Origin of the sequence: Methylocystis parvus OBBP (genome assembly GCF_027571405.1) — a bacterium.
Taxonomy (GTDB): domain Bacteria; phylum Pseudomonadota; class Alphaproteobacteria; order Rhizobiales; family Beijerinckiaceae; genus Methylocystis; species Methylocystis parva.
The window spans coordinates 249,228-275,270 of record NZ_CP092968.1 but is presented as its reverse complement, the minus strand read 5'-3'; the positions used below and the strand labels follow the sequence as shown (position 1 = coordinate 275,270).

The following is a 26,043-nucleotide window of genomic DNA, read 5'->3' as shown; positions in this document are numbered from 1 at the left end:
CGGGCGTTCTGTCTGGGCGCGGTCGCCGCGTCGGCCATGCCAGCCTGCGCCAAGAATGACCTGGGTTTGAAATTCCCTCGTTTGTCACGCGGGATCAATCTCCATCATCTCCTCAATTGGCCGGAGGTGGACGGCGACGGGACACGCATCTCCTATCGTTGGCCGCCGTTCAGCGGCCCATCCTACCAGCTCGCCGATAGCGAACTCGCTCTCATCAGATCGATCGGCTTTGATTTTCTCCGCATCACCGCCGACCCTGGGATCTTGATTATGGCGTCCGGCGAGAGGTTCGAGTTTCTCGTCGCTTACGTCAAAAGACTGCTCGATCGTCTTTTTGCAGCCGGCTTTAATGTCGTCCTGGACCTCCATCCCGTTGCGGTAAACCCGGATTTCGCGCCGCTGCGCCTCGTCGAAGACAGGCGAGCGGAAAGATTCCAGTCCTATTGCCGCATGGTTCGTCGTCTGGCCGCGGCGCTGTCGACCTTGCCTGCGGAGAAATTCGCCCTCGAGTTGATGAACGAGCCCTGGCTCTCGACGCAGCCCCAACAGGCGCGCTGGCCGCAAATGCTCGAGGAGCTTCATGCATGCGCGAGGGAAGCCGCTCCGAACCTGCCCCTGGTTCTCACGGGCCCCGACTGGAGCAGCGCCGCGGCGCTGACATATTTGGACCCTTCTCCCTATAGAAACAGCAATGTCCTTTATACATTCCATTATTACGACCCCCACGCCTATACGCATCAGGGAGTCGAAGGCGACGAGAACGAACTCGTCGCCGGCCTTCATTGGCCCGCATCAGTCGAGAACGCTCAAGAAGCGCTTCAGGGCGCCCTGGCGCGCGCGGAGGAGCGCCCCGGCTTCGGGCTGCGGCAGAAGCGGGATGTCAAAAAGTCTCTCAACGATTTCATCGCGGCGTCTCATGACATGGCCCGCATGCGAGACGCCTTCGCCGCTGTGGCGGCATGGAGCGACGCCCATTTTATCCCAAGAGAGCGGATTTTTCTCGGCGAATTCGGCTGCGTTTCCGAATCCCATGGCGTCATGATCCCGAACCGTCTCGCCTGGCTGACGGCCGTTCGCAAGATCGCCGAGACGTTCCAGTTCCCCTGGGCGTTCTGGGCGTACAAAGGCTATGGGCGTATGGCCCTCGTCGAGCAAGGACGGATAGACTGGCCTACGGTCGAAGCGCTCGGTCTCCGTCATGACGAATAGCTTCGGCTCCTTCCGGGCGGCGTCATTGCAAGCCATGCGTTCGTCGATCCTCGCGATTTTACGGCGCGCGCCGGCTGCGGAACGACGGTTGTCGACGCATAATTACGCCGTCGGCTTTTTGCTGCTCGACGCGGCGGCGCTGATCGGCTTGGGATGGCGGACGAGGCAGTTTTGCGTCGCGGAGCTGGAGATGACGGACTTCGCCGCGCATGGCGCAGCGGCATTCTGGAGCGTGTTTTTCACCGTCCTTTTTCAGTTCGTGATCGCTCAGATTTTTCAAGTCTATAATCCTGACGGCATTCTCGACTTGCGGCGAACCGTGACGCGTGCGTCGCTTTCCATCGCCTGCGCTTTTTCGGTGCTGTCCATAGCGGAGCTGGCCGCCCAAACGATGACGCCCGATTTCGCAAGCTGGCTGATGGCTTGGTACGCAAGTTCCGCCCTCGCCATTCTGTCAGCGCGCTGTTTCCTGCTCGCTCGCGCCAAGCGACTCATGCGCGCCGGCGCCTATGTCCGCCGCGCAATGTCGGTTGGAGTTTTCTGCGAGCCTCTCCGCGCCGCCGACATCGAGATTCGAACCGACGGCGAAACCAGAGTAATGTCGGTCGCGCAACTTGAGCGCCTCAGCGATCTCGTCGACCTTTCGGACGAGATCGCCCAGAGGGAAATCGACGTCGTCTATGTCGCCGCGCCTTGGCGCGACATCCCAGCGGTCATGAACGCGCTGAATCTTTTGCGTCACCTGTCGACCCGCGTCCTGGTTCTACCGTCGCATCGGGTTGGGCTGCACGACGTTAGTCAGGTTTCCATGTTCGGCGACCGCATTTCCATTTGCGCCAACGAAGAATCGATCTACGGCTGGAGCCTCTGGCTTAAGAGGCTGGAAGACGTTTCGATCGCAACCTTCGGCCTTCTTTCGCTCTCGCCGCTGTTCCTTGTCGTCGCGACGCTTATCAAGATCGATTCTCCAGGCCCGGTGTTCTTTAAGCAGTCCCGGATCGGCTTCAATGGAAAAGCCTTCGCGCTTTGGAAATTTCGGTCGATGTATGAGGAGATGGCCGACCCCGACGCAAAACTTCAGACGCGCCGTGACGATCCGCGGGTTACGCCCGTTGGTCGCTGGATCCGCCGTACCAGCATAGATGAATTGCCGCAGCTCATAAATGTGCTTCAAGGGACGATGTCGATCGTCGGCCCTCGGCCGCACGCGCTCTCGACCCAGACCCTAGGGCGCAATTTGGAGGAGCTCGTCGATTATTACGCCGTCCGCCACCGCGTTAAGCCCGGCATGACGGGGTGGGCCCAGATCAGTGGCTTTCGGGGAGAACTCGACAGTCTCGAAAAGCTGCAGAAGCGCGTCGATTTTGACCTCTTCTACATCGACAACTGGACGATCTGGCTCGACATAAAAATCGTCCTGTCGACGATCACGCTGATGTTCAGGGACGCACATGCTTATTGACGATGCATCGACCTGCGGCGCGAGCGAAATGACGACGGGAGAAGCGCCGAACGCGTTGAAGCCATGCAATTGGAAAAGCGACGCCCTAGGCGCCGCCCGTCCGGAGAACGACATAATGACGCCATGGCTATCGCCTTTTCATCCTGTCAATCACGTCGCTGGATCAGTTCTCGGAAAGCCTCGAAATATTCCGACGCCATCCTCTCATGGCCGAATTTGGCCTCGACGCTCGCCCGAACTTGCGCTTGCAGACGGTCGCTCCCGCTTTCGGATCGAAAGCGCTGGACCAACTCCGCTAATTTCTGCGTGTCGCCGACAGGAAAGACTGCGCCGTTTTGACCATTGACGATTTCCGAAGCGCCGCCAATATCGCTCATCAGCATGGGAACGCCCATGGCGAGGGCTTCGAGCGCCGCCAAAGAGAGCGTCTCGATCGCTACGCTGCACAACGCTCCCAAATCAAATGCCGCAAGATAAGGTCGAACGTCATGATGAGCGCCGACAAAGACCACTCTGTTCGAAATCCCCATTTCGGAAGCCCTTTCTTCGAGCGCTCCCCGGGTCGGACCATCCCCTACCATCAAAGCTTTTAACGAACTCGTCGGGCCGAGCCTCGCAATAATCTCCAGGAGCTGCGCATGGTTTTTCTCCGGCCGTAGCACGGCGCAGCAGCCGAGGACGACATCCTCTTGCGTAAATCCGAGCCGGGCGCGCGTCGCCGCGCGGAACTTCTCTCGTTCGCTCAAGGAAAAGCGCAACATGTCCACGCCATTGAGGATAGTGACGCTCGATCTCGGCGCGACGCCGCGGGACAGCCATAGTTTACGCTGATTTTCAGAGATGAAGACCATACAGTCCGCCCTATTCTGGAACGAACGATAGAACCAGTCCAGCAACGCCTCCTTTCGATTCCGAAAGATGCTCGAATGTTCGATGACGACAATCTTCGCTTTTTGCCGCGACAGCATCCTGGCGACCGAGGCGACCATCAAGGGGCGATCATTGACGCAAACGATCAGTTCGGGGGACTCGCTTGCTAAAATCCGCGCAAGCGCCGAAACTCTTTTCTGAAGAGAATATCTTTCATCAGCGCAAGGTTGCGACAGACGTATCCCCTCCGGCTCGAAATCCCCGCGCCGAATGGCGAAGAAGGAAGAATCCGCGCCGCTTTCGCTCAAGCGCCGCGCAAGATCGATGGCGTGCTTTTCGGCGCCGCCCATCACAAGAGCATTCAAGACGAAAACGATCTTCATCCGCAATTGGCCTAGGCGTTTTTCGAGGTAAGTGCTAATCGTGAACTCTCTTTCTTTCGCACGAATTCGACCGATCGACATATGCATGTCCGGAATTTTTTTTGAGCTTGTTTCGAACGCCGTAAGCAGAATCGAACGCGCAATGCCCGCGCCGGTTTTTTCCGCCGCGACGATGGCCTACAACCAGATCGCAAGCGCCATCTTCGGCGTGTTCCTCGGCGCCTCGCTTGGCGCCGAGACATATGGAACAATCAATCTGGCGCGATCCATTTTTCTCATCCTTCTTGTCGCGACGCCGCTCGGGCTGGACCTCGCGCTACAAAAATCCTTCGTCAGAGGCGGAGATAGCGATTTTCTAAGATGTAGCGCGCTCCTCTGGTTGCGCGGCGCCTCGATAGCGCTATCGATTGCAGCGTTCCTTTGCGCCGCCTTTGGATTGGGCGACTGGCTGGAAGCTCATGTCTTCCAATATCAGGGCTTCGCCCTTGCTTTCTGCGTTACATTGGCGGCCTTGCCCTTCGCGACAGATAACGCCGTTCTCGGCGGCGCCTATCGCGGGATTCTTCGGCCGATCCCGAGCCTTGCGGCGAGCTATCTCGTTCAGCCGACTTTGCGGATTCTTCTGATCGTTCCGCTTCTCGCTTTACTCGACGGCGCAAAGGCGGTCGTTTGGGGGGCGCTACTTTCCTGGGCGCTCGCATGGCTTTTCGTCGCCGCCGCGGCGCGGCGCGACTTTGGCGGCGCCTTCCGAACGGTCGGCGCGCTCAGCGAAGCAGGAAGAATTTTGCGTCTCGCCCCGATCATGTGCCTGTCCACGCTCGTCTTTACGATTGCGCGTTCGCTCGACTCGATCGCTCTCGGCTATTTCGCATCGAACGCCGATGTGGGGCGTTACGCGGCCGTGCAGATGGTCGGGCAACTCGTCGCCATCATCGGCGCGTCGCTCGGCCAGACGCTTGGGGCGCGCGTGGCCGCTGCGGCGCGCGAGAGCGATCATGGGCGTCTTCGCGCGCTGCTGCATGAAAATATGTCGATGGGGTCATTGCTCAGCGCGCCCTTCTGCGTCGCCGTCGCGCTGTGGGGCAAGGACATAGATCTGCTTCTCGGACCGAGTTTTGTCATTCCTTCATCTGTGTTTATCGTAGCGTCGTTGACGCAATGGCTCATAACGACGACCCACTACGCCAGTGCGGCTTTGACGATGACGGGCCGCCTACTCACCGAGCTTCACAATAATTTCGCCGCCCTCGCCTTCCAGATTTGCGCGGCCCTGGTCCTCGTGCCCGCTCTGGGAATCGATGGCGCAGCCTTGTCTACAGGCCTATCGATTCTCCTGATCAATGTTCTTCGGCAACGCCAGATCGCGGCCATGCTTGGCGCGCCGGTCGCTACCTTTCATCTGGCGCTTCCGCTTCTGCTCTCCGCGACGATCGCCTTGCCGATCTGGCTCCTTGGCGCGACGGCCGGCTACCGGGCATGGTGGCTCACAGCATTGGAGGCGATGTCTCAAGTCGCCATCAGTCTTGGCGTTCTTCTAATCTTCTACGCCGACGGCCCGCTCCGCGCCCATATGATCGCAATATCGGAGCGTTTCCGGCCATTGCGTCGCCGAGGTTAGGGCAAAAGCCGCACCGACCGGCTTTTTCTGATAATTCCGGCGAGATTGCGGAACGAGATCGACCCATCGAGCAGCGCTCCGATCGCGGCGGGCCAGAATTCCAGCGGCGCCTTTCGAACCCATGCCGGTCCGGCCATCATTGTCAGAAAGGCGCGCTTTTCCCGATTTCCGATCGCCGGGCCGCAGAGCTCCATAAAGGTTCTGGCGGAGGCGATAGAGATCGCCCTGCTCAACTGAGCTTCGCTTGCGCCTCTATACCAATAGAAGAGACGTTCGTGCTGAAACTGGAAAGATGCGCCCTGCTCTGCAAGCTGTATGAGAAACCATATGTCTTCGAACTGCCGGAGCCTTTCGTCGAATGGCGCGGCCAGCGCGAGCTCTCGCGAAAGAAGCAGTGAGCTTGTCTGCATAACTCCGCCCTGCAGAAAGAAGAATGCCCCGATCGGCCCGTCGTCCGGATTCCAAAGCGCTCGCTCTTCCTCGCGATCGGGCCAACGTATGAATGTCTTTGCGACACAAACGACTCTCCCTTTGTCGCCTGCATGTTCCGCCGCGGCGACCTGCGTCGCGATCTTTTCCGAGAGCCATTCATCGTCCGAATCCAGAAAGGCGATCCAGCGGCCTTTCGCTTCCGCCACGCCGATATTGCGACAGCGAGCCGGCCCTGTATTTGTCTCCTGCCGAAGGATCGTCACAGGAAAAGGCGGCGACATGGCGCGGACGATCGGTCCCGGATCGTCGGAAGAGGCGTCGTCCACAATGATCATCTCAATGTCGCGAAAGCTTTGCGCCGCCACGGACCGCAAGGCGCGCGGAAGCGTATTCAAACGGTTGAAATGGGGAATGACGACGCTGACGGCGGGCAAGGTCTGTACCGCCTATATCGCGGGCGGCGTTCGCGGCGCTTGCGCTTTATGCAGTTCGTCGCGGCGGGCGATCCAGCTCTTCGCCAGCCCGGCTTCCGACCGCTCGACGCCAAGCGGGGATTTTGGCAAGGTCATCAATGCGAAAAGCGAACCGAAGCTGATCACGCCGTCAAAGCCTCCCGATATCATCGGCGTCGTTTCAGTCACCGCCTGAAGCAATGTCGCCAGCAACACCATGATCATGAACTCAATCGAGGACCGATCGGCGTCGTTGACGCGGCCGAGCCATTCGAAGCCGTTGCGCAGCGCATAAAAATACGGAATGAAAAAAGCAAAAAAGCCAATGATTCCGAGATCGAGAAGAAGCACGAGCAGCCCGCTTTCCGGGCCAGGGATTGCTTGGCTGAAGAGCATTTCGACATATTGCAGAAACTCCGGGCCGCCAAGGCTTTGATAGCCATGCCCCAGCCAGGGCGCTTGCTGAAAAAACTCTCTCGCCACCGGCCAGATCTGATCGCGGCCCGTAAGAGAGGCGTCCCGGCCGAGCAGGCCGAAAATCAGATCGCCCGCCGCGAGATAAAATGTCACGAAAGCGCCGAGCGAAAGCGCCGTCGCCAGTAGGACGAGCGGAGCGGGCAACCGCTTCAGCGCATAGAAGAAAATCGACATCGCGAACAGAAAGGCCGCCATGACCAGCGATGTCGCCGATTGCGCGAAGATCAGACAGGCGACGGCGCAACCGCCCGCAAGCAGGCAAAACCCTCTGGAAGCGCGCGCAAGTCGCCAATGTGTAAACAATAAGACCGAGCCAAAGGCCGCCCAGGGACCGAGGCCGTTCTTATGCGCAAAGATCCCGCGCCAGCGCCCGGCATGCACAGCTTGAATTGCTTCCGCGCCGCTATGCCGGCCGATTGAGGGAAGCAATATTGCGAGCAGGAACGAAAAGATAAGGACCCAGGCGATGATATGCAAAGAGACGCGCACGGTCTCCTGAAGTCCGATGCGATGCATCAAGATCGGCAAAGCGATCCACATGGCCGCCATGACCACGGCGTCGGTGAAAATTTTCGTCGGCTCGGCCGCCCAGGCAGTCGAAGCGACCGCCAACACAGCGAATGGCGCGAATGCGACCGGCACTTTCGACATCGCCCAGGAAAAGCTCGATGTCATGATCACCGTCGTCGCCGCGACAATGCAGGCGGCGAAGCGTATCTTCTGCAGATGCGCGCCAATCGGGTCATAGACCGTCGGGTCGTTCAGCTTGTTGAAGAAAATATCTCGCCCCAGGCCCGCATAGCTGACATACATGAGCACGAGCATGGCGATGAGAAAGGGCCGCTCGATCGCATTCATATCCAGCGCGGCAGGTAGCGCGATCATGCTTCTAAAACGTCTCATCCGACAATCTCGGCCACAAAATCTCGTCTTTTAAACGAGGTGAGCCGAGCGCCGTCAAGGCCAGGAATGACGCATGCGCATGTCGCCAGATTCGCAATATGTCGCTCCGCCGGCGGAAAGCTTAAAGCAGAAAAACTCTTATGTGCGGAATCTTTGGTTGGATTTTACCGCCCTCCTCATCATTCGGTCGCGACGCGCTCATCTCTTTGACCGACAAGATGAGACATCGGGGCCCGGATGGCGGCGGCTACGAACTTGTTGAGCTGCATGGCGGCCGCTTCTCTCTCGGCCTTGGCCATCGCCGGCTTTCCATCATTGATCTCTCCAGCAATGGCGCGCAGCCCATGTGGAGCGCGGATCGCCGCTTCTGCGTCGTCTTCAACGGCGAAATCTATAATTATATCGAGCTGCGGCGCTTGCTTACGGAGATGGGCGCGCAATTCAGGTCTTCCTCCGACACGGAGGCGCTGATCGAAGCCTATCGAGCTTGGGGCGCCGACTGCGTCGAGCGCTTCCGCGGCATGTTTGCATTCGCAATCTATGACGCGCATGACCAGACCGTCTTCTTCGCCCGAGACAAATTCGGCAAGAAGCCGCTTTATTTCTATCGGAAGAACGGCCGTCTGCTTTTCTCCTCCGAGATCGAGCCGCTGACGCTGTCGCCGGGCTTCGATCGCAGTTTCGACTGGGAAGCGCTGGACGAATATCTCCTGGATCGGTTCGTTCCGGGCGAAGGTACGTTTTTCACATCAATCAGAAAATTGCCGCCCGGTTGCACGGCGCTTTGGCGTGACGGCGAGTTGGCGGTGCGACGCTATTTCTCGCCGCCGCTGGCGCAAACGACAGCGCAGATTTACGATTTTCAGGAAGCCGCCCGGCGGCTGCGCGACGCGCTGGATGAGGCCGTGCGCCTGCGCATGCGCAGCGACGCGCCCTTCGGGGCCTTTCTTTCCGGCGGCGTCGACTCCTCCGCCATTCTCGCGCTGATGACGCGCTATTCAAGTCAGCCGATCAAAACCTTCTGCGCCGATTTCGCGGAATCCGGCTATTCGGAGGCCGAGGAAGCGCGCGCCATCGCAGACTGGCATGGCGCCGATCACGTCTCGCTGCGCATCGCTCCTTCCGACTTCCTCTCGCATTGGGACGAAGCGATCATTCGCCGCGGCGCGCCGGTCAGCGAGGGCGCCGACATCGCCATCATGATGCTGGCGAAGCGCGCCAGCCAGGATGTAAAGATGGCGCTGACCGGCGAGGGCGCCGACGAATTTCTCTGCGGCTATCCAAAATATCTGGCCGAGCGCCATGTTGCGCTTTACCAATCGCTTGTCCCCGCATCGCTGCATGATCGGGTGGTCGCGCCGCTGCTTCGGCGGGCGCCGGTCGGCCGGCGCCTGAAGGTGCTTGCAAAGGCGCTGTCTCTCCGCGATCCGAAAGAGCGCGTTCGGGCCTGGTTTGGAGACCTTTCCGAGGCTGAGCGGCGAACGCTCCTGGGACGGCCCGCGCGCGCTTCTGATCTATCCGATTTCGCCTTGTCGCTGGACGCGTCAAATGTCAGGCGGTCGCTCTTCTTCGATCAGGCGTCGTGGTTGCCGGGGAATACGCTCGAGCGCGGCGATCGGATGACCATGGCGGGGTCTATCGAAGCGCGAATGCCCTTCATGGATGCGGAACTTGCGGTCATCGCTGCGAAAATTCCCGATCGCCTGTTGATGCGCCGGGGAACGGCCAAAGCGGTCCTGCGCGAAGCGATGAAGGATGTCCTGCCGGAGTGGATATTAAGGCGGCGGAAAAACGGCTTTCGCGCCCCTTTCGCCGAGTGGATGCGCGGCAGCCATAAGGAGGCGTTACTGGAGCTCCTCGCCAGCGATCAGTCGACAATGAGACGCTTGCTGGATCGCGACGCCCTCGATGCGCTGGTGACGACCCATCTCGACGGTCGCGCGGACAATAGCCGTGTGATCTGGTCGCTGATGAATCTCGAAAAGTTCATTTGCGTTTACAAGCCGGATCTCGGCGCGCATTCGCCGTAGCGCCACTGGCGTCAATCTTCTTTCGGCGACCAGACGATGAGGGTCTTCAAAGGCGCTCGCGCTAGCGCGCCTTTCCACACAAGTCTCGGCGCCGCTTTCTTTTTTCCAAAGCTTTCGGATACCCATCCGCCTGCGCAGGTCGGTTCTCCACACTTCACGGTCAGGTCGCCGGGAAGACTGAACGAGATCCGCCCAATTTCTTCGACGCCGATAGCGAAAACGCGGTCGAGCCCCTCGCCCGATAAAGAGACTCCCGGCGCGAATTGGAAGACGATCTCAGCGCTTTCCGGGGAGCCCGCCGGCAGAAGCCTGTCTTCCAACATGATTCCGTCCGCCATCGCGGACACGACACGCTGATGCCAGACGCCAAAACCGCGCTCATAGCCATCATGCCGCGCGGTCAGCCGCCAATCGGGGCCATCTGTGAAATCTTCAAGCCAGGCGCACGCTTTATGCGACCAGTTGAACGGGCCGCTGATCCGGCTCTGATTTTCGCCCCCAAGCGTCAGCGTATTGTGCGCAGCTGCGCCTCGAAACCAGTTCCGCCACGGACCGCCCGAATGATAGAGATAGGTTCCGGCGTCGACCAATATGGGCATGTCGTCGAGCGACAGGTCGATCGACAATGCGTCGGCATGGCCATGCGCGGCGATGGAAAGATAGCCGAGCGGCGCGTGATCGAAGACAAGACGTAATTTGCGCCCACCCCTTCTTTCCCGCACAATTGTATAGCCGCCTTGTTCAAATCGCTTCAGCCCGGACGGCGCGGCTGCGACGCGCGGCGAAAGCCCGAAGATCAATTCTCTAAGTTGCGGACATGTCCGAGCCGGGACCGTCGAAGGCTGACCGAACAGACCGGCGACGCTGCGTGCGATCGAAGCTGCGTAAGCGTCTCCCTCTTCTTTGAAAGACGCGATCAGGCGCCCATTGTCGTCGTCTCCGATCGCCGGCGTTCGTCCATCGCCGTCGCATAGCCAGGAGATATGGTCGGCGAAAGCCAATAGCCTCTCCTCAATCCGGGGCGGCGCATGACCGTCGCGCTCCTCGCACAGGAGCGCGAAAAAGAGAAGCGCTTCCGCTGCGAAGGCGCCGTAGGAAACGGACTGCTCGGCGCTCACGCCATCCGCATGAATTTGCAACGTCGCTTCGCTTTCGAGAATGACTCGCGCGGCGTCTTCGACGCCGCCGTCCGGATCGACTCCCGGCATCGCCCGGCAGATCATAAAAACGCCGAGCGCCTCATATATGAGATGATTATTCGCGGAGCTGAATCTGGAAGGATAGCGCCGCAGCCAATAGAGATGCGTCGAGAGCAGAGCCCGCAGCCGCAAGACCGTTTGCTGCGAGAGACGATCAGCGCAGAGAGACGCGCACAGGATGAGCGACGCCGCGCGAATGGCGAGCTCGACGCCTGAATTCCACGCGACGCCGCGATAGGGAGGATTGGCGGCCATCCAGCTTTCCACCGCCTGCTCGATCGCCGAAAGCGCCCGCCGATCGTCCCATAGCGCAACGGCGCAAGCGAGCGCCGGCATGAATTGCAATCGATTGAGGTCCCAAACATATTTAATGTCGCCCCGCGCGCGCTCTTCACGATAGGCGATCGAGAAGCAGAAAGACTCCTTGCCGGGCCAAGGCAAACCGGTGGCTGGATCGAGCGACCAGAAGCTCTCAGGAAAAAGCGCTTCCGGTGGGCGTTTCGGCCATTCCAGCCCGTGCAGCCCGTAGGCCCCCTCGAGAAAGCGCGCGGCGAATTCCAGCGTCGATCTTTCGAACGCTGCATCGGCGTTGCGACGCAACGCCGTCTTCAAGAAGGGGAGCTGCGGACATTCGCCGACGGATGAGAACTGCTCCCACCCGAAACGCCGGAAGCGATCGATCGTTTTCTTCGACGCCGCGCTGAGACGATAGGCCAGTTCGCGCGGCTCCATGCTCCTGAGCCTGTTCATATACCAGCGCAAGGACATGGCTCGGCGCCTCTTTATGCTATGCGCGCCCGCGCCGCGCGCCGCCAGATGTCGAGCAGCCGCCGATAATAGGCGTCGATTTCGAGATGAGCGCGATGGAAGGCGCGCGCTTCTTTCCCAAGCCTCTCTCGCAGCCCGGAATCGCCGATCAATCGCCGCAATGCGGCTTCCAGCGCTTCAGCGTCGCCGGGCCGCGTAAGCAAACCGGTGCGCTCATGCGCGACAATGTCGGTAATCGCGCCGACGGGGGTCGTGACGACCGCAAGTCCGTGCGCCATTCCTTCGATGACGGACATTGGCAGGTTCTCATCCTGCGAGGGAAGCACGAGTATGTCGCCCTCGCCGAGCAGACGACGCACCTCGTCAGGTCCCACCCAGCCCGGTAGGGAGACGCGATCGGAAAGCCCCAAGGCGGAAATCGCCGCATTTGCGCCTTTCACATCTCCATTTCCCGCAAGCGTCGCGCGCCAGCCGGGCGTATCTTTCAGCGCGCCAAGAGCTTGGATTAGAATCGGAGTTCCTTTTCTTTCGCTCAGCACGCCGAGGAAAAGGATGTGTATGTCGGCGCCGCTTCCCGCGAACCCACGCTCGGGCGCCAGCGGCGTCGCGTTGGGAAAGATTTTGATGCGGCCGGCGATTTCCGGAGCCTTCGACAGCACATAATCCCGCCACGCCGTTCCCAACACGAGCACATGCGTCGCGGAAACAAAGAAGGATTTGATGGCGGCGGATTTGCGCCCGTTCGCCCGCTCCCAGGACGTGCGAAATCGCGATCCGTGCAGATGAATGACATAAGGAACGCCCGCGAACGACGTGACGCGCGCCAAAAAGGATTTGCGCAGCGTGCTGCCGTCCTGCGCGAGATTGATATGCACGAGGTCCGGCTTCTCGCCCGCCGCGCCGAGAATGCGCAACGCCGCAAGCATGACGAGAGGAGCCGAAAAGGCGATGCTCCATTCTCCACGCGTGGCGGCGAATTCGACGATCAAGTCCTGCGGCGGCTCATCGAACAAGCGGGCGCGCACCTCGTCCATGATGCGATCAATGCCGCCCCGCCCGCCTTTTCCCAGAGGCGTCAGCACGAGCACTCGCAATTTCCTCATCCGCAACCCTCAAAAAAAATGCAGCAATCGGCAATCGACCCGCGCGGTTTTATGCGGGCGCACTCTAATCACAAAGCGAAAAGACACATGCAGGAAGACGCCTGCGCCGGCGGTCGGCATGGCGATGAAGATGGGCTCGAGGTAACCGCTCGTCGGCAATGAAGGAATTGGGACGGACGTTTTTCCGCAGGCAAAGAAATTGCTGCTCAGCCTGGGGCCCTATCGAAGACGGGACTCGCGGATGAAAAGGAAGCGCGCGTCGATTTAGGGACTTTTTATGACGCGTTCGAGAGAATCAGCCCGGCGCCTTTCCCGCCCCAGGCGCTGGGATCTGCATCTCCCCTTACTCTGCGGGCTCACCCGGGCGCTGCTTGAAAGACCCTGCGGCGCCGGTCGCGCCCGACATCTGGCTCCCGCCCCGCGGGAGGAGCGCGTGGCTGACCTCTTTGGACGCAAAAAAAGACCGTCAGCGCTTTCACGCTGACGGTCTTTAAACCGGTCCGCTAAAGGAGCCGATTCACACGCCTATTAGAGGCGCGTGATGGTCACAGCGGCGATGACAACCATAGCCAGCATGGCAGCGGGGACGAGCCAACCCATATCTACCTCCCTCAGAATGCGCTCTTACTGCGCCGTTTTTTCTGCTTTACGCGTGGCCAATACAGCGGAGGGCTTGGTTTTTGTCAAGCCCAATCCCGCGCCGGAGCTGATTATCCACGCTCCGGGGCGACCGGCTGCCAGGCAACACGCGCCCTGCAGTCTCAAGTTACGGCGAGTTGCGGAGATAGGCAAATCCGCAGAGAACAAACCAAGTTCATGAGCGTTGCACGGCATTGCCTATGGAGACCGTCCATGCGTGCCAGGCTTCTGCTGTCCGTCGCCGCCGCGACTCTGTCGCTTTGTCTTTTCCCCGCTTACGCCCAACAGGCCGGACGCGATCCGGACGCGGGCGGAGGCGCCGCGACGATGCAAAGATCCGGCGAGCCCGACTCCGCCGGTAAAGTAACCTCGGAACAAAGCGGCGAGCGCGCCGCGCAACAGGGCAAGGCCGAGGCGGATCGGCCGGGCGTCGCCGAGCCGAGCCGGACCGGGCGTCACAAAGCCGGTCGCGGCGCGAAGGCGAACAAAAGTCAGGAAAAGCACGGCGTCATCGAGGAGAATCGCGATCGGGCCGCCGAACGGGACATGCAGCAGGAGCCGGCCGGCCGGCCCAGCGCCTCGGGAGAGACCGATAGGCAGGACCTGACCCGTAGCGCCGGGCCGCGCGACGAGCGCATGACGACCGAAGGTCCGGAGAGCGCGCGCGGGGCGGATCAGGCTGGGGCCACGGCGACGGCGCGCGACCGGCAGGAGCGCGGCGCCGCCCGGCTGAGCCGCGGCGACCAGCGACGCGTCCGGGAGGCTATCGAACGCAAGGGCGGGCGCAGTTTCTCGCATGACGAGTTCGATGTGCGCATTGGCGCCGTCGCGCCGCCAAACGTTCAATTCTACCCGCTGCCGCCGGAGATCGCCGGGATCGCCCCGCAATTTCGCGGCTATCAGTTCGTACGAGTGGAGGACGACATCGCCATCGTCGATCCAAACACGCGCCGGGTCATCGCCATGCTCGACGAGGAGCGTCCGACGGCCACCTACGGCTATGAAGAGGGCGAGGGCGGCTATCGCGGCGATAACGACCGTCGGGAGCGTGGCCGCTTCGGCGCCGCCGAACGCGACGAGGGGCGCTACGCCGAAGGCCGGCGAGGACGCGGCGAGACCTATGGTTATGCGCCGCGCGTGCGCCTCGACGCGCGTCAGGAACGCTCGCTCTATCGCAGCGCAATGCGCGACGCGCGCGCCAGCCTGCGGCAGGTCTGCCTGCATGTGGACGACCGGGTCCCCGAATTCGTCGACATCGACCCGGTGCCGCGCCAGGTTGCAGCCGACGCGCCGGACGTCGAGCGCTACGACTATTTCGTGCTGAATGACGATGTGGTGCTGGTCGACCCGGACACGAGGCGCGTCGTCGACATCATCGAGGGGCGCTGAATCGAGGGGCGCTGAGCCAACTTCCGGGCGCCGGGGCGGCGACCCGGCGCCCGCCATTATGATCCGGGCCGCAAAAGGCGCTCCCGCAGCGACTCGTAAATCGGCGCGTTGTCGAGCAGTTTCGGCGCGAGCATCGCCATGAAGCAGGCGGCGAGCATGGGCAGAAGCAGCGCGACGCCGCCCGTCATCTCCGTCACCAGGACGATGCCGGTCAGCGGCGCGCGCACGACGCCCGTGAAGAAGGCCGTCATCCCCACGATGGCGAAGGCCTGAGGCTCGATCGCAACCCAGGGCAAGAGCAGGCCGAACGCGACGCCAAACAGCAGGCCCGCCTGCGCGCCGAGCGCCAGCAAGGGCGCGAAAAGGCCGCCCGGCGTTCCGGCCGCGTAGGAGGCCGAGCCGAGGCCGAACCGCAGCAGCATCACGAAGGGCAGCACGAAAAGGTCCTGCGAGCCCGTCAGCGCGGCGAGCGTCAGACCATCGCCGCCGCCCACAAGGATGGGAGAGACCCATGCGAGCGCGCCGACCGCCGCGCCGATCAGGGCGGCGCGCGCCTCCGCCGGCATGCGGACCAAGTCGAGCGTCGACAGCGTTCCGAGCAGGAAGCGGTTATAGATCACGCCGAGCAGCCCCATCGCCGCGCCGAGGATGAAGAAGAGCGGGCCGATGGCCGGCGACGGATAGGCGGGCGCGGGGATCAGGAAGTCCGGCCTGTCGCCAAGCAGAAGATGCGCGACCGCAATCGCGGTGGACGACGCGGCGAGCGCGGCGATGGCCGTGCGCTGCTCGAATTTCTGAACCAGCTCCTCGAGCACGAACACGGCGCCCGCCATGGGCGCGTTGAAGGCGGTGGCGAGCCCCGCCCCGGCCCCGGCGGCGAGAAGCGCGCGGCAATCCGCGCCGTTTCTCTGGAAAGCGGCGCCGGTCAGATGGCCGATGACCGCGCCCATCTGGACGCTCGGCCCCTCGCGTCCCAGCGCAAGCCCGGCGCCGATGGCGAGACAGCCGCCGATAAACTTGACCGGCAGCAGGATGAAGGGCGCCGGCGGCGCTTCGCCGCGCAGCACCGCTTCGACATGGGGAATGCCGCTGCCCGAAGCGTGGGGCGAGAAGCGGCGCACCATCCAGACGGCGACCGAGGACGCAAGCGCGCAGCCCGCGACGACCAGAAGAAGACCCAGAAGCGCCCTACCCTGCGCAAAGGCGACGATCCCGTCGCGCAGCCGGTCGGCCGCCTGCAAAGCAAGCCGGAAAAGCGCGCCGACGACGCCCGCCCCGCCGCCGATGAGGAGCGATAGCGCCGACAGGACGAGAAGGCTCTTTGCGGCGCCTTCGCTCTCAACCGGCGCATGGACGTTCATTGCGCCCCCACGGCCTTGATGTCGACGGAGACGCTGAGCGCCTGCCGCCCGGCCCCGACGATTACGCCGTCGATCGGCGCCACGTCCGCATAGTCGCGGCCGATGGCGACGACGATGTGATTGTCGTTGGCGTACATGGCGTTGGTCGGATCGAGATGGATCCAGCCGAAAGGCTCGCCGCACCAGACGGCGACCCAGGCATGGGAGGCGTCGGCGCCTTCGAGCCGCGATTGCCCCGGCGCCGGGACGGTGCGGATATAGCCACTGACATAGGCGGCCGGCAGCGCAAGCCCGCGCAAGCCGGCGATCATGATATGCGCGAAATCCTGACAGACGCCGCCGCGCGCCTCGAACGCCTCGGCGAGCGGGGTTGCGACATGCGTGGCGTTGGGGTCATAGGCGAAGTCGGACTTGATGCGCCGCATCAGCTCCTCGGCGCCTTCCAGAACGGGGCGGCCCGGCGGAAAGCTGATGCGCGCATAATCCGTCACGGGCGCGTAGAGCGGCGTCTGGCGGCTTGGGAAAAGCCAGTGAACCGGCGATTCGCGCGACAGCGTCTTCACGGCGCCCGCCGCGCGCGGAATCGTCTCCCATGGCGGCGTGAGGCAGGGAGCGGGCGGCTCGTCGCGCTCGACGTCGACGCGCGCCGAAACGGATATACGTAGGCGCGCATGGGCTTCGCGGATCGTCGCCTCCATAATGCGATTGCCAAAGAAATCGACGCTCTCCCGCGTCGCGTCCGGCATCGGCGCCGCCTCGATGCGGCTGCGCAACAGACGCTGTCCCTTGCTGTCGCGGGGCGTCAGCCGGATCGCGCAGCGTGCGGAAGCGACGCTGGCTTCGTAGCTGTAGGTGGTGACGTGGCTGATGTCGTAAATCACGCGAGCTTCGATCGCTTGTCCGCCGGCGCCGGATCGCTGGCATGCGAGAAATACCGCTCCGAAATCGCATTGGCGAGCGCCATCAGACGCTGTTCGACGAACAGAATGCGCGCGCCGTCGACCCGGCGGGCGTCCTCCGCTTCGAGTTCGGCGCGTATCGAGACCGCGAGCCGGCGGGGCGGCTCCATCATGCCGTCGTCGACAAGCGCGGGAAGCATGGAAAGATGCTCGTCGATCCGCCGCGTCTGAAACGCGACGGAGCGCGGATTGAAGGGATCGAGCATGGCGATGTCCAGCGTCGGCGCCAACGCCGCGCCCGCAAGGTAACGCGAGCGATAGGAGATTTGCGAGTCGACAAGCTCGAGCAATGCGTCGAGCGTTTCGATCGTCGGATCGTCATCGGCGAACTGGCGGGCGAAGCGGCAGGTGTTGATCGCGCGTTCGACGCGCTTGCCGAGATCGATGAAGGCCCAGCCAGAGACGCGGTTGAAATTCTCGTCCATCAGACCCGACAAAGCCGCGAGCGTATGCAGCGCGCGTTCCGTCATCTCGACGATTTCCGGCTCCGGCGGCGCGTCCGCGACCAAATGGTCGAGACGCATTTCGAGGCGCACCAGCAATTGCCACATATCCGGCGACAGTCGTTCGCGCACGATGGAGGCTGCGCGCTTCGCCTGTCCGGCGATGGCGCGCGCCGAGCCGTAGAAATCGGCGTCGCTCGCAGCCGTAAGCGCGATGAAGGCGCCGGGATGGGCCGCCGCAAAGGGCGCCGCGGCGCCCCATGCGAAAAGCAGGCGCTCGCATCGTTCGATCGGCTGGCGCCCCTGCGTCGCGATGCTCTGCGTTTCGGTCAGCCGGTTGCACAGACAGCGCACAATGCGCAGCGTCGCTTCGGCGCGTTCGAGATAGCGGCCCATCCAGAAAAGATTGTCGGCGGCGCGGCTGGGAAGATTGCCGGGGACGCGCACAACGGGCGCGTCGGGCTTGAGCGGCAGAAGCGTCGTCGCATTTTCGGCCTCCTCGTCGCCGGTCACCCAGACGTCGGCCGATTGCGCGCCCGATCCCATGGAGACGGCGCGCGCGTCGCGCTGATCCGACACGCGGCAGAATCCGCCGGGCATGATCTTCCAGCCTTCCGGCGTCGCGGCCGCGAAGATGCGCAGCGAGAACGGACGCGGGGTCAGCGCTTCTCCATCCCAAACCGGCGTCGTGGAGAGCTGCACGATCTCTTGCCCGACATAATCCATGCCGCGCGTCTCGATCGCGCGGATGAGGCGCGCCCGCTGGAACGGATCGAGCTCCGCGCCGATCGCCGCGCGGGCGCCGCCGAGCCCCTCCGCGGTCTCGCCATAGGCGCCCGCGATGGCGCGGCTGTCGAAGGCGCGCATGATCTCGTCGCGCTCCGCCGCCTGTCCGCACCACCAGGTCGCGACATTGGGCAGGCGCAGATTCTCGCCGAGGAGCCTTTGCGCCAGCGTCGGGAGAAAGCTCATCAGCGCGCGCGACTCGACGAGGCCCGCGCCGGGCATGTTCGCCATCGCGACGGAGCCGTTGCGAATGGCGTCGAAGAAGCCCGGCACGCCCAGTTTGGAGGCCGCGTTCGCCTCCAGCGGGTCGAGCCAGTCCGCGTCGACGCGCCGCCACACGACGTCGGCCCGCTTCAGCCCCGCGACCGTGCGCACATGAAGCTTGCCTTCGCTCGTCGCGAGGTCTTCGCCTTCGACGAGCAGAAAGCCGAGATAGCGCGCGAGATAGACCTGCTCGGCATAGGTCTCGCTCCAGGGGCCGGGCGTCATGAGACAGATGCGCGGATCGCTGCGCGAGGCCGCCGCCGCGAGACCGGCGCGGAAGTCTCTAAAGAAGCCGGCGAGCCGCTGCACTTTCATGTCGCGAAAGAGGCTCGGAAAGGCGCGGGAGAGAATCAGGCGATTCTCGATGGCGTAGCCCGCGCCGGAGGGGGCCTGCGCGCGGTCGCCCAGGACCCACCATTTCCCGTCCGGCCCCCGCCCGATATCGACCGCGTAAAAGCGCAGCCAGCGTCCGCCGACGGGTTTGACGCCCCGCATCTGGCGGATGAATTCCGGCGAGCCCGCGACCGCGGCCGCGGGCAGCGCCCCTTCCGCGACGAGGCGCGCCTCGCCGTAAACGTCCTGCAGGATGCGGTCCAGCAGCTCCGCGCGCTGCGCGATCCCCGACGCGATGTCGCGCCATTCGCTTTCCGTGAGGAGGAGGGGCAGACGGCCCAAAGGCCAGGGACGTTCGCGCGTCTCGCCATGCACCCGATAGGTGACGCCCATGTCCTTGATGCGCCGCTCGGCGGCGGCGAAGCGGTTGCGCACGCCCGACTGTCCAAGACCCGCAAGCGTGTCGAGCAGCGTCGACCAATGCGCGCGCGGCCGTCCGTCCGGCCCGATCAGCTCGTCCGGAACGCCCGGTAGTGGACGGTAGTCGGCAATCCAGGCGGCGAGCCTTTGCGCCTCTTCGCCTGGTCTCGCATCGACCGCCGCGTCAGCGTCGAGCTCAACGGCCAAATCGCCTCCGCAAATCAAGCGTCAGCGGGAACTCGCCCGCTTGTTCCTCGCGCGGCGGCTCCACGCGGCCGGGCGTATGGCCGTGATCCTGGAAGCGCGAAAGCCGCCGGGATTCGGCCTCGTGAAAATTGACCGGAAAGGTGTCGTAATTGCGCCCGCCCGGATGCGCGCTGTGATAGAGGCAGCCCCCCAGCGAGCGGTTGCTCCAACTGTCGACAATGTCGAAGGTGAGCGGCGTGTGGCAGGGGATCGTCGGGTGCATGCCGGAGGCCGGCTGCCACGCCTTGAAGCGCACGCCCGCAACCGCCTCGCCCACGACGCCGGTGGAGGCGAGCGGCACGCGGCGGCCGTTGCAGGCGACGACATGGCGGTTCGGCGCGACATGCATCGCCTTCACTTCGAGGCGTTCGACCGATGAATCCACAAAGCGCACCGTGCCGCCAACGGCGCCCTCTTCGCCAAGCACATGCCAGGGTTCGAGCGCATGGCGGATTTCGAGCGTGACGCCGCCATGCTCGACGCGGCCGGCGAGCGGGAAGCGGAACTCATATTGCGCCTGGAACCATTCCGCCTCGAACGGATAGCCGGCGCGTTTGAGATCGTCGAGCACGCCAAGGAAATCGGCCCAGACGAAATGCGGCAGCATGAACTTGTCATGCAGCGCCGTTCCCCAGCGCACGCAAGCGCCTTCCTGCGGCTCGCGCCAGAACCACGCGACCAGCGCGCGCAGCAGGAGTTGCTGCGCGAGGCTCATGCGCGCGTCGGGCGGCATTTCGAAAGCGCGGAATTCGACAAGGCCGAGACGGCCTGTCGGGCCATCGGGCGAATAAAGCTTGTCGATGCAGATTTCCGAACGATGCGTATTGCCGGAAACGTCGACGAGCAGATTGCGATAGAGCCGGTCCACGAGCCAGATCGGATAGCCGTAATCCGCCGGCCCCGGCGTATTGCCGAGCGCGATTTCGAGTTCGTAAAGCGCATCGTGCCGCGCTTCGTCGATGCGGGGGCTCTGACTTGTCGGCCCGATGAAAAGTCCCGAAAAGAGATAAGAGAGCGACGGATGGCGCTGCCAATAAAGCACGAGGCTTTTCAGGAGATCGGGGCGGCGCAGAAAGGGGGAGTCCGGCGGCGTCGCGCCGCCGAGCACGACATGATTGCCGCCGCCCGATCCGACGCAGCGTCCGTCCGTCATGAATTTGCTGGTGGTGAGCCGCGCCTGCCGCGCTTCGTCGTAAAGCGTCGTGGTGTTCTCCACCGCTTCGCGCCACGATGCGGCAGGATGAATGTTGACTTCGATGACGCCCGGATCGGGCGTCACCTTCACGACCTCCAGACGCGGATCGACCGGCGGCGGATAGCCTTCGATATGCAGCGGCATGGCGAGTTCTTCCGCCGTCGTCTCCACCGCCACGAGCAGTTCGAGATAATCCTCGAGGCGCTCGACCGGCGGCATGAAGACGCAAAGCACGCCGTCGCGCGGCTCGACCGCCAGAGCGGTGCGAACGACGCCCTCGACGATGGATTGGCCCATTACGTCCTGCCGGGTCGCGCGCGTCTCGCTGTAAATCTGCTGGAGATGCGAGGGGTCGGGCAAGGGCCCGCGATCCTCGAACGGGTCCTGATTGTGGATATAGGGATAGGACGAGGCCGGGACCCAAGGCAAGGCGTTCAGCGGCAGGCGCAGCCCGACCGGCGAGTCGCCGGGCGCGAGGAACAGACGCCCGCGCCGCAGCGGCCAGCGCTCGGAAAGCCAGCGCTGCTCGGCGCGCGCATTCCAGCGCTGGATCGGAAGCACATAACCCGTTGGCGAAGACAGGCCGCGTTCGAAGACGCGCACCATGCGCGCGCGCTCCTCGGGGTCCTCGGTCTTGGGGTCGAGCGGATCGACGTTGATCGGAAGCTGTCCCTCCTTCAACATCCAATGCGCGGGGTCTTCATAGGCCGGGATGACGAAATCCCTGCCGACGCCGAGCGTCTCCGCGAGCTCGAAGCAGAAGCGGCCGGCGTTCAGCGGATTGGCGACCTCCGTATTGGGCGCCATGCCCGAGACAAGACCCGGGTTTTTCCAGACCGGCTTGCCGTCCCTGCGCCAATAAAGCGCGAAGGCCCAGCGCGGCAGGCTTTCGCCCGGATACCATTTGCCCTGTCCGTAATGGAGAAAGCCGCCCGGGCCAAAGCGGGTGCGCAGCCGACGGATCAAAGCGTCGGAAAGCCCGCGCTTGGTCGGGCCGACCGCGGCCGTGTTCCATTCCGGCGACTGAAAATCGTCGATGGAGACGAAAGTCGGCTCGCCGCCCATGGTGAGGCGCACGTCCTGCGCCTTCAAATCCTCATCGACCGCTTCGCCAAGCCTGTCGAGCCGTTTCCACGCGTCGTCCGAGAAAGGCGCCGTGATGCGCGGCGCTTCGCGAATGCGCTCGACGCGCATCTCAAAATTGAAATTGCACTCCGCGGGCTCGACGAGACCGGAGACCGGCGCGCAGGAGCGGTAATGCGGCGCGCCGCACAGCGGCAGATGTCCTTCGCCGCAGAAGAGACCCGAGGTCGCGTCGAGGCCGACCCAACCCGCGCCGGGGATATAGACTTCGGTCCAGGCGTGCAGATCGGTGAAATCATGATCCGTGCCCATCGGGCCTTCGATCGGATCGAGGTCTTCCTTGAGCTGGATGAGATAGCCGGAAACGAAGCGCGCGGCGAAGCCGAGACGCCGCAGGATTTGCACGAGGAGCCAGGCCGAGTCGCGGCAGGAGCCGGAACGCAGCGTCAGCGTCTCCTCGGGCGTCTGCACGCCGGGCTCCATGCGGATGACGTAGCGAATGTCTTTCTGAAGCTGCGCGTTGAGGTCGACGAGGAAGTCGATGACGCGCCGCTTTTCGCGCGAAATCGCGCCGACATAATCCTCCAGCGCGGCGCCCGAGGGTTCGATCTCGAGATAGGCGGCGAGTTCCGTCGCCAGCTCCGCCTTATAGACGAAAGGAAACTCCTCGGCGTAGGGCTCGACGAAAAAGTCGAAAGGATTGAAGACCGCCATCTCCGCGAGGAGATCGACCTCGATCTTGAACTCCCGCGCCTTTTCCTGAAAGACCAGCCGCGCCTGCCAATTGCCATGCGGGTCCTGCTGCCAGTTGATGAAATGCTCGGTCGGCAGGATTTTCAGCGAGTAGCTCGTGACGCGCGTCCGGCAATGCGGCGCGGGGCGCAGTCGGATCACCTGCGGGCCGAGGCCGACCGGGCGATCATATTTGTAATGCGTGACGTGATGCAGCGCGACTTGGATCGACAAGGAGGGCGCCTTTCGCGAAGCGGCATGTTGCGCCGCGAAAGGAATTAAGCGGAAGCGCGGGGGGGCAAGTCAATCGGATTGGCAGAAAAGGAATGATTTTGCTTTCAATTCCCGCAGGGTGACGGACGGATAGGCGCCAGTTGCACAACATGGCGGCGAGGGGGCGCGCGCCTCAACTGATCGCCGTCGCCGGCAGACGCAGCTTGTGCCGCAAGCCGCTTTCGTCGAAACGCCGAAGCCCCTGCGCATCGAAAGCTGCGCGCGAGGCCCATCCTTCTCCTCCCATGTGAATATCAGAACGTCCTCGCCCTCGATCCTGAGGTTTGGGCGCCTGAACCTCGGGGCCGCCGCTTTGTTTTCGTCGCAGAAGCGGTCTAATCTCGACGCGCACGGCGAAGCTTGACCTGCCGCTGCAAAAAAATGAGGGGCGGACGTTCAAAGGAGAGAAAGATGATGAAGAAAATGCTTGTTGCGGCCGCCCTTGCGAGCGCATCGCTGCTCGCGACGATCGACATCGCCGAAGCGGTGGTTTGCGCGCGCGGCCCCTATCGCGCCGGCTGCGCCGGACCGAACGGCTCGGTCGTGCGCGGCCCCTATGGCGGCACAGCTTATCGCGGACGCTATGGCGGCGGGGCCTATGTCGGCCCTTACGGCGGCGCAGCGGTTCGCGCCCCCTATTACCGTCCCTATTATCGCCGCTGGTGAATCGAGACGGCCGAGAAAAGGAAAGGGGCCCGTCCAGGCCCCTTTTTTATTTCATCCTTTATTTCATCGCCGCCGATGGCCCCTACCCTTCCGCGCCGCGTAATTGCGCCACGCGCACCGGAACCGGCGGATGCGAGAAATAGAACTTCGCGTAGAGCGGATCGGGCGTGAGCGTCGAGAGATTGTCTCGCGTCAGCCGCGTCAGGGCGGAGATCATCGGCTCCTTGCCGACGATGCGCCGCGCGAAATCATCCGCCTCGAACTCGTTCTTGCGCGAGCGATAGGCGAGGAGCGGATGCAGGAGATGCGAAATCGGCTCCTTCGCGATGAGCAGCGCGACGAAGACGACTCCCGGATCGTTGGGCAGGCCGAACCAGCTCGCGAAGGTCTCGCTGCCGAAGGCCCAGTGCAGGGCCGCGAATCCGACAAAGGCGATCAACGCCGCCTGCACGAGCATCTGCCGCACATGGCCATATTTGAAATGGCCGAGTTCGTGAGCGAGAATCGATTCGATCTCGTCGAGCGAGTGTTTTTCGAGCAGCGTGTCGAAGAAGACGATGCGCTTCGCTTTGCCGAAGCCGGTGAAATAGGCGTTGCCATGGGCGGAACGCTTCGACGCGTCCATCACGTAAAGGCCCTTGGACTCAAAGCCGCATTTCGCGAGCAGCGCCTCCATGCGCGCTTTTGTCGAGCCCTCCTCCAGCGGCGTGAATTTGTTGAAGAGCGGCGCGATGAAGGTCGGATAGACGAGCGTCATGGCGATGGTCAGCCCCATGAAGGCGACATAGGCGAAGAGCCACCAGCTTTCCGGGAAGGCGCCGAGCAGCCAGAACATGCCGTAGAGCAGCGGCGCGGCGATGCCGAAGCCGAGCGCGACGCTTTTCAGCTCGTCGAGGAGAAAGGTTTTGGGCGTGAGGCGGTTGAAACCGAAACGCTCCTCGAGAATGAAGGCGTTCGCAAGGGAGAAAGGCAATTCGAAGAGATGGCTGACGAAGCCGGCGACGAGAACGAAGACGACGCTGCGCGTCAGCCCCGGCGCGACCGCCTGCGAAACGAGCGCATAGAGGGGACCCATCCAGGCCGCGAGCCAGATGATGGAGAGAAGAGCGTCGTACAGCGTCTCGCCCATTCCGAAGCGCGAGCGCGCGATGGTGTAGTCGGCGGCGCGGCGGTGTTCGTCCAGCGTCACCGCCTTCGCGAAATCAGCCGGCACCGCGTCGCGATTGACGGTCACATTCTCGGTCTGCCGCATGCGCAGATAGACGCCCAAACCCGCCGAAAGGGCGATCGCCCCGCAAATAAGATAGCCCATCAGGCTCATCGATCCCGCTCCGCTTTGTCTGATTTCTGTCAAAAATAGGCGCTCTGCCCCAGCTTTGCTAGGGGTTTCAAGGGGTCAGGCGAATGGTCGAGTTTCAGCCCGTCATTTGCCGAGCAGCATGTCGCGAGCGGCGTTGAGGGCGGCGGCGCGCTCCACCGAGCCCCCATGGTCGGGATGCGCCCGCTTCATCTGCGAGCGATAGGCGCGCTCGATTTCGCGTCTCGACGCATTGGAGCCGACGCCGAGCGTCGCGCGGGCGCGGGCCTCCTCGCTCGACGGCGCGCCCCATGGCGGCGCAGCCCCGCGATGGCCGAAGCCGCCCTCCTCCGCTCCGGGCGGATCCAGATCGTCCGTGATGCGGCGCGACCAGCCTTTGCTTTTGAAGGGCCGCGGCTTTTCCCGACTTGTGCGTTCCTCGTCCTCCCCGATCACGCCGAAATCGACCAGGGCTTCGCGGAGGCGATAGCCCATGTCATGCGCGAAGAGGCAGAGGAAGGAAGCGAGGCCTGCGGCGTAGAGGCCGCGCTTGAGAAGCACGACGGCGGGCAGCGCGCGGGCGCCGAGCCCGTCCGCACCGATCAGATAGTCGAGCTTTTGCAAGGTCAGTCCGTGGAAAGCCCAGAGCAACAGGCAGATCGCGGTGACGCTCGTCATCCAGAAAGCATTGGTCCATCCGCGTGCGCGCGGATTTGTGACGCCGCGCCAGCCGCCATAGGCGGCCGACATGAACATGATGAAGAGGCCGCCAAAGGTCTGGAAGGCCGCGCCGGCCGAAAGGGCGTGGCGTCCATCCGCCTCCGCCGCCGCCTGGAGCGGAAAATAGCCCGCCTCCGCGTAATGGCGCATGGCGGCGTCCGTCGCGGAGAGCTGCTCGAGGTCGGCCGGGACCGTGACGTGCAGCGCGAGAAAGACGCCGAGGGTCAGGCCCGCGGAGATCAGTCCGGCCGCCATCGCCGGGAGCAGCACGCCGCGCGATTCGCCAAGCTCGACCTCCCGCCAGGAGGCTTCGAAGGGATCGAAACTGATC

Annotated in this window: 17 protein-coding genes; 6 read left to right on the top strand and 11 right to left on the bottom strand. The window is 63.2% G+C overall.

Going from position 1 to position 26,043, the window contains the following annotated elements; all coding sequences use genetic code 11:
* Positions 1–81 precede the first annotated feature (81 nt).
* Positions 82–1,209 carry a glycoside hydrolase family 5 protein gene (locus tag MMG94_RS01280; protein ID WP_157212429.1) on the top strand — a complete coding sequence of 376 codons (1,128 nt, stop codon included), beginning with the start codon at positions 82–84 and terminating at the stop codon, positions 1,207–1,209.
* Positions 1,199–2,671 (top strand): exopolysaccharide biosynthesis polyprenyl glycosylphosphotransferase, encoded by a 1,473-nt coding sequence (locus MMG94_RS01275; protein ID WP_016918951.1) that lies wholly within the window; start codon positions 1,199–1,201, stop codon positions 2,669–2,671. The genes MMG94_RS01280 and MMG94_RS01275 overlap by 11 nt, the downstream gene beginning before the upstream one ends.
* 146 nt (positions 2,672–2,817) lie before the next feature.
* On the opposite strand, the gene MMG94_RS01270 is transcribed toward MMG94_RS01275, so the two are convergent.
* Positions 2,818–3,924 (bottom strand): glycosyltransferase, encoded by a 1,107-nt coding sequence (locus MMG94_RS01270; RefSeq protein ID WP_016918952.1) that lies wholly within the window; start codon positions 3,922–3,924, stop codon positions 2,818–2,820.
* 142 nt (positions 3,925–4,066) lie between these two features.
* On the opposite strand from MMG94_RS01270, the gene MMG94_RS01265 reads away from it, so the two are divergent.
* On the top strand, positions 4,067–5,542 hold the full coding sequence (locus MMG94_RS01265; protein ID WP_157212430.1) for an oligosaccharide flippase family protein: 1,476 nt from the start codon (positions 4,067–4,069) through the stop codon (positions 5,540–5,542).
* On the opposite strand, the gene MMG94_RS01260 is transcribed toward MMG94_RS01265, so the two are convergent.
* Both MMG94_RS01260 and MMG94_RS01255 read right to left on the bottom strand, forming a co-directional pair.
* Positions 5,539–6,408 (bottom strand): glycosyltransferase family 2 protein, encoded by an 870-nt coding sequence (locus MMG94_RS01260; protein WP_016918954.1) that lies wholly within the window; start codon positions 6,406–6,408, stop codon positions 5,539–5,541. The two genes, MMG94_RS01265 and MMG94_RS01260, sit on opposite strands and share 4 nt — an antisense overlap.
* Positions 6,409–6,420: 12 nt before the next feature.
* A complete protein-coding gene (locus MMG94_RS01255; protein WP_020372418.1) occupies positions 6,421–7,788 on the bottom strand; it encodes an O-antigen ligase family protein in 1,368 nt (455 codons plus the stop codon).
* Positions 7,789–7,946: 158 nt separating this feature from the next.
* Here MMG94_RS01255 and asnB point away from each other — a divergent pair, with 158 nt between their 5' ends.
* On the top strand, positions 7,947–9,836 hold the full coding sequence (gene asnB / locus MMG94_RS01250) for an asparagine synthase (glutamine-hydrolyzing) (RefSeq protein ID WP_016918956.1): 1,890 nt from the start codon (positions 7,947–7,949) through the stop codon (positions 9,834–9,836).
* Positions 9,837–9,847: 11 nt separating this feature from the next.
* On the opposite strand, the gene MMG94_RS01245 is transcribed toward asnB, so the two are convergent.
* Both MMG94_RS01245 and MMG94_RS01240 read right to left on the bottom strand, forming a co-directional pair.
* Positions 9,848–11,803 (bottom strand): heparinase II/III family protein, encoded by a 1,956-nt coding sequence (locus tag MMG94_RS01245; RefSeq protein ID WP_026016100.1) that lies wholly within the window; start codon positions 11,801–11,803, stop codon positions 9,848–9,850.
* A 14-nt stretch (positions 11,804–11,817) separates the two neighbouring features.
* Positions 11,818–12,906 (bottom strand): glycosyltransferase family 4 protein, encoded by a 1,089-nt coding sequence (locus tag MMG94_RS01240; protein ID WP_016918958.1) that lies wholly within the window; start codon positions 12,904–12,906, stop codon positions 11,818–11,820.
* Between the two features lie 852 nt (positions 12,907–13,758).
* Between MMG94_RS01240 and MMG94_RS01235 the strand changes: the two genes are divergently transcribed.
* Complete coding sequence (locus tag MMG94_RS01235) at positions 13,759–14,934, top strand: DUF1236 domain-containing protein (RefSeq protein ID WP_016918960.1); 1,176 nt, start codon at positions 13,759–13,761, stop codon at positions 14,932–14,934.
* A gap of 56 nt (positions 14,935–14,990) precedes the next feature.
* On the opposite strand, the gene clcA is transcribed toward MMG94_RS01235, so the two are convergent.
* Genes clcA through MMG94_RS01215 form a run of 4 tightly spaced genes read right to left on the bottom strand, consistent with a single transcriptional unit; the run spans position 14,991 to position 22,990 of the window.
* The gene (clcA, locus tag MMG94_RS01230) at positions 14,991–16,295 is read right to left on the bottom strand and encodes a H(+)/Cl(-) exchange transporter ClcA (protein WP_016918961.1); all 1,305 of its coding nucleotides are present in this window, start codon (positions 16,293–16,295) and stop codon (positions 14,991–14,993) included.
* Positions 16,292–17,176 carry a transglutaminase family protein gene (locus MMG94_RS01225; protein WP_016918962.1) on the bottom strand — a complete coding sequence of 295 codons (885 nt, stop codon included), beginning with the start codon at positions 17,174–17,176 and terminating at the stop codon, positions 16,292–16,294. The genes clcA and MMG94_RS01225 overlap by 4 nt, the downstream gene beginning before the upstream one ends.
* On the bottom strand, positions 17,173–19,707 hold the full coding sequence (locus tag MMG94_RS01220; protein WP_016918963.1) for a circularly permuted type 2 ATP-grasp protein: 2,535 nt from the start codon (positions 19,705–19,707) through the stop codon (positions 17,173–17,175). The genes MMG94_RS01225 and MMG94_RS01220 overlap by 4 nt, the downstream gene beginning before the upstream one ends.
* Entirely contained in the window at positions 19,697–22,990 is a 3,294-nt protein-coding gene (locus MMG94_RS01215) for a transglutaminase family protein (protein WP_016918964.1), read from the bottom strand. The genes MMG94_RS01220 and MMG94_RS01215 overlap by 11 nt, the downstream gene beginning before the upstream one ends.
* A gap of 450 nt (positions 22,991–23,440) precedes the next feature.
* Here MMG94_RS01215 and MMG94_RS01210 point away from each other — a divergent pair, with 450 nt between their 5' ends.
* A complete protein-coding gene (locus MMG94_RS01210) occupies positions 23,441–23,695 on the top strand; it encodes a hypothetical protein (protein ID WP_154420105.1) in 255 nt (84 codons plus the stop codon).
* An 82-nt stretch (positions 23,696–23,777) separates the two neighbouring features.
* On the opposite strand, the gene MMG94_RS01205 is transcribed toward MMG94_RS01210, so the two are convergent.
* Together MMG94_RS01205 and MMG94_RS01200 are read right to left on the bottom strand one after the other, a co-directional pair.
* Positions 23,778–25,016, bottom strand: coding sequence for a M48 family metallopeptidase (locus MMG94_RS01205; RefSeq protein ID WP_016918967.1), 1,239 nt, complete (start codon positions 25,014–25,016; stop codon positions 23,778–23,780).
* Positions 25,017–25,118: 102 nt separating this feature from the next.
* On the bottom strand, positions 25,119–25,982 hold the full coding sequence (locus MMG94_RS01200) for a J domain-containing protein (RefSeq protein WP_154420107.1): 864 nt from the start codon (positions 25,980–25,982) through the stop codon (positions 25,119–25,121).
* Positions 25,983–26,043 lie beyond the last annotated feature (61 nt).

Bases quoted from the DNA above. Each gene is read 5' to 3' on its own strand.
- MMG94_RS01275 (WP_016918951.1), top strand. From the start codon at position 1,199: ATGACGAATAGCTTCGGCTCCTTCCGGGCGGCGTCATTGCAAGCCATG.
- MMG94_RS01270 (WP_016918952.1), bottom strand. From the start codon at position 3,924: ATGAAGATCGTTTTCGTCTTGAATGCTCTTGTGATGGGCGGCGCCGAA.
- MMG94_RS01265 (WP_157212430.1), top strand. From the start codon at position 4,067: ATGCCCGCGCCGGTTTTTTCCGCCGCGACGATGGCCTACAACCAGATC.
- MMG94_RS01255 (WP_020372418.1), bottom strand. From the start codon at position 7,788: ATGATCGCGCTACCTGCCGCGCTGGATATGAATGCGATCGAGCGGCCC.
- asnB (WP_016918956.1), top strand. From the start codon at position 7,947: ATGTGCGGAATCTTTGGTTGGATTTTACCGCCCTCCTCATCATTCGGT.
- MMG94_RS01245 (WP_026016100.1), bottom strand. From the start codon at position 11,803: ATGTCCTTGCGCTGGTATATGAACAGGCTCAGGAGCATGGAGCCGCGC.
- MMG94_RS01240 (WP_016918958.1), bottom strand. From the start codon at position 12,906: ATGAGGAAATTGCGAGTGCTCGTGCTGACGCCTCTGGGAAAAGGCGGG.
- MMG94_RS01235 (WP_016918960.1), top strand. From the start codon at position 13,759: ATGCGTGCCAGGCTTCTGCTGTCCGTCGCCGCCGCGACTCTGTCGCTT.
- clcA (WP_016918961.1), bottom strand. From the start codon at position 16,295: ATGAACGTCCATGCGCCGGTTGAGAGCGAAGGCGCCGCAAAGAGCCTT.
- MMG94_RS01210 (WP_154420105.1), top strand. From the start codon at position 23,441: ATGATGAAGAAAATGCTTGTTGCGGCCGCCCTTGCGAGCGCATCGCTG.
- MMG94_RS01205 (WP_016918967.1), bottom strand. From the start codon at position 25,016: ATGAGCCTGATGGGCTATCTTATTTGCGGGGCGATCGCCCTTTCGGCG.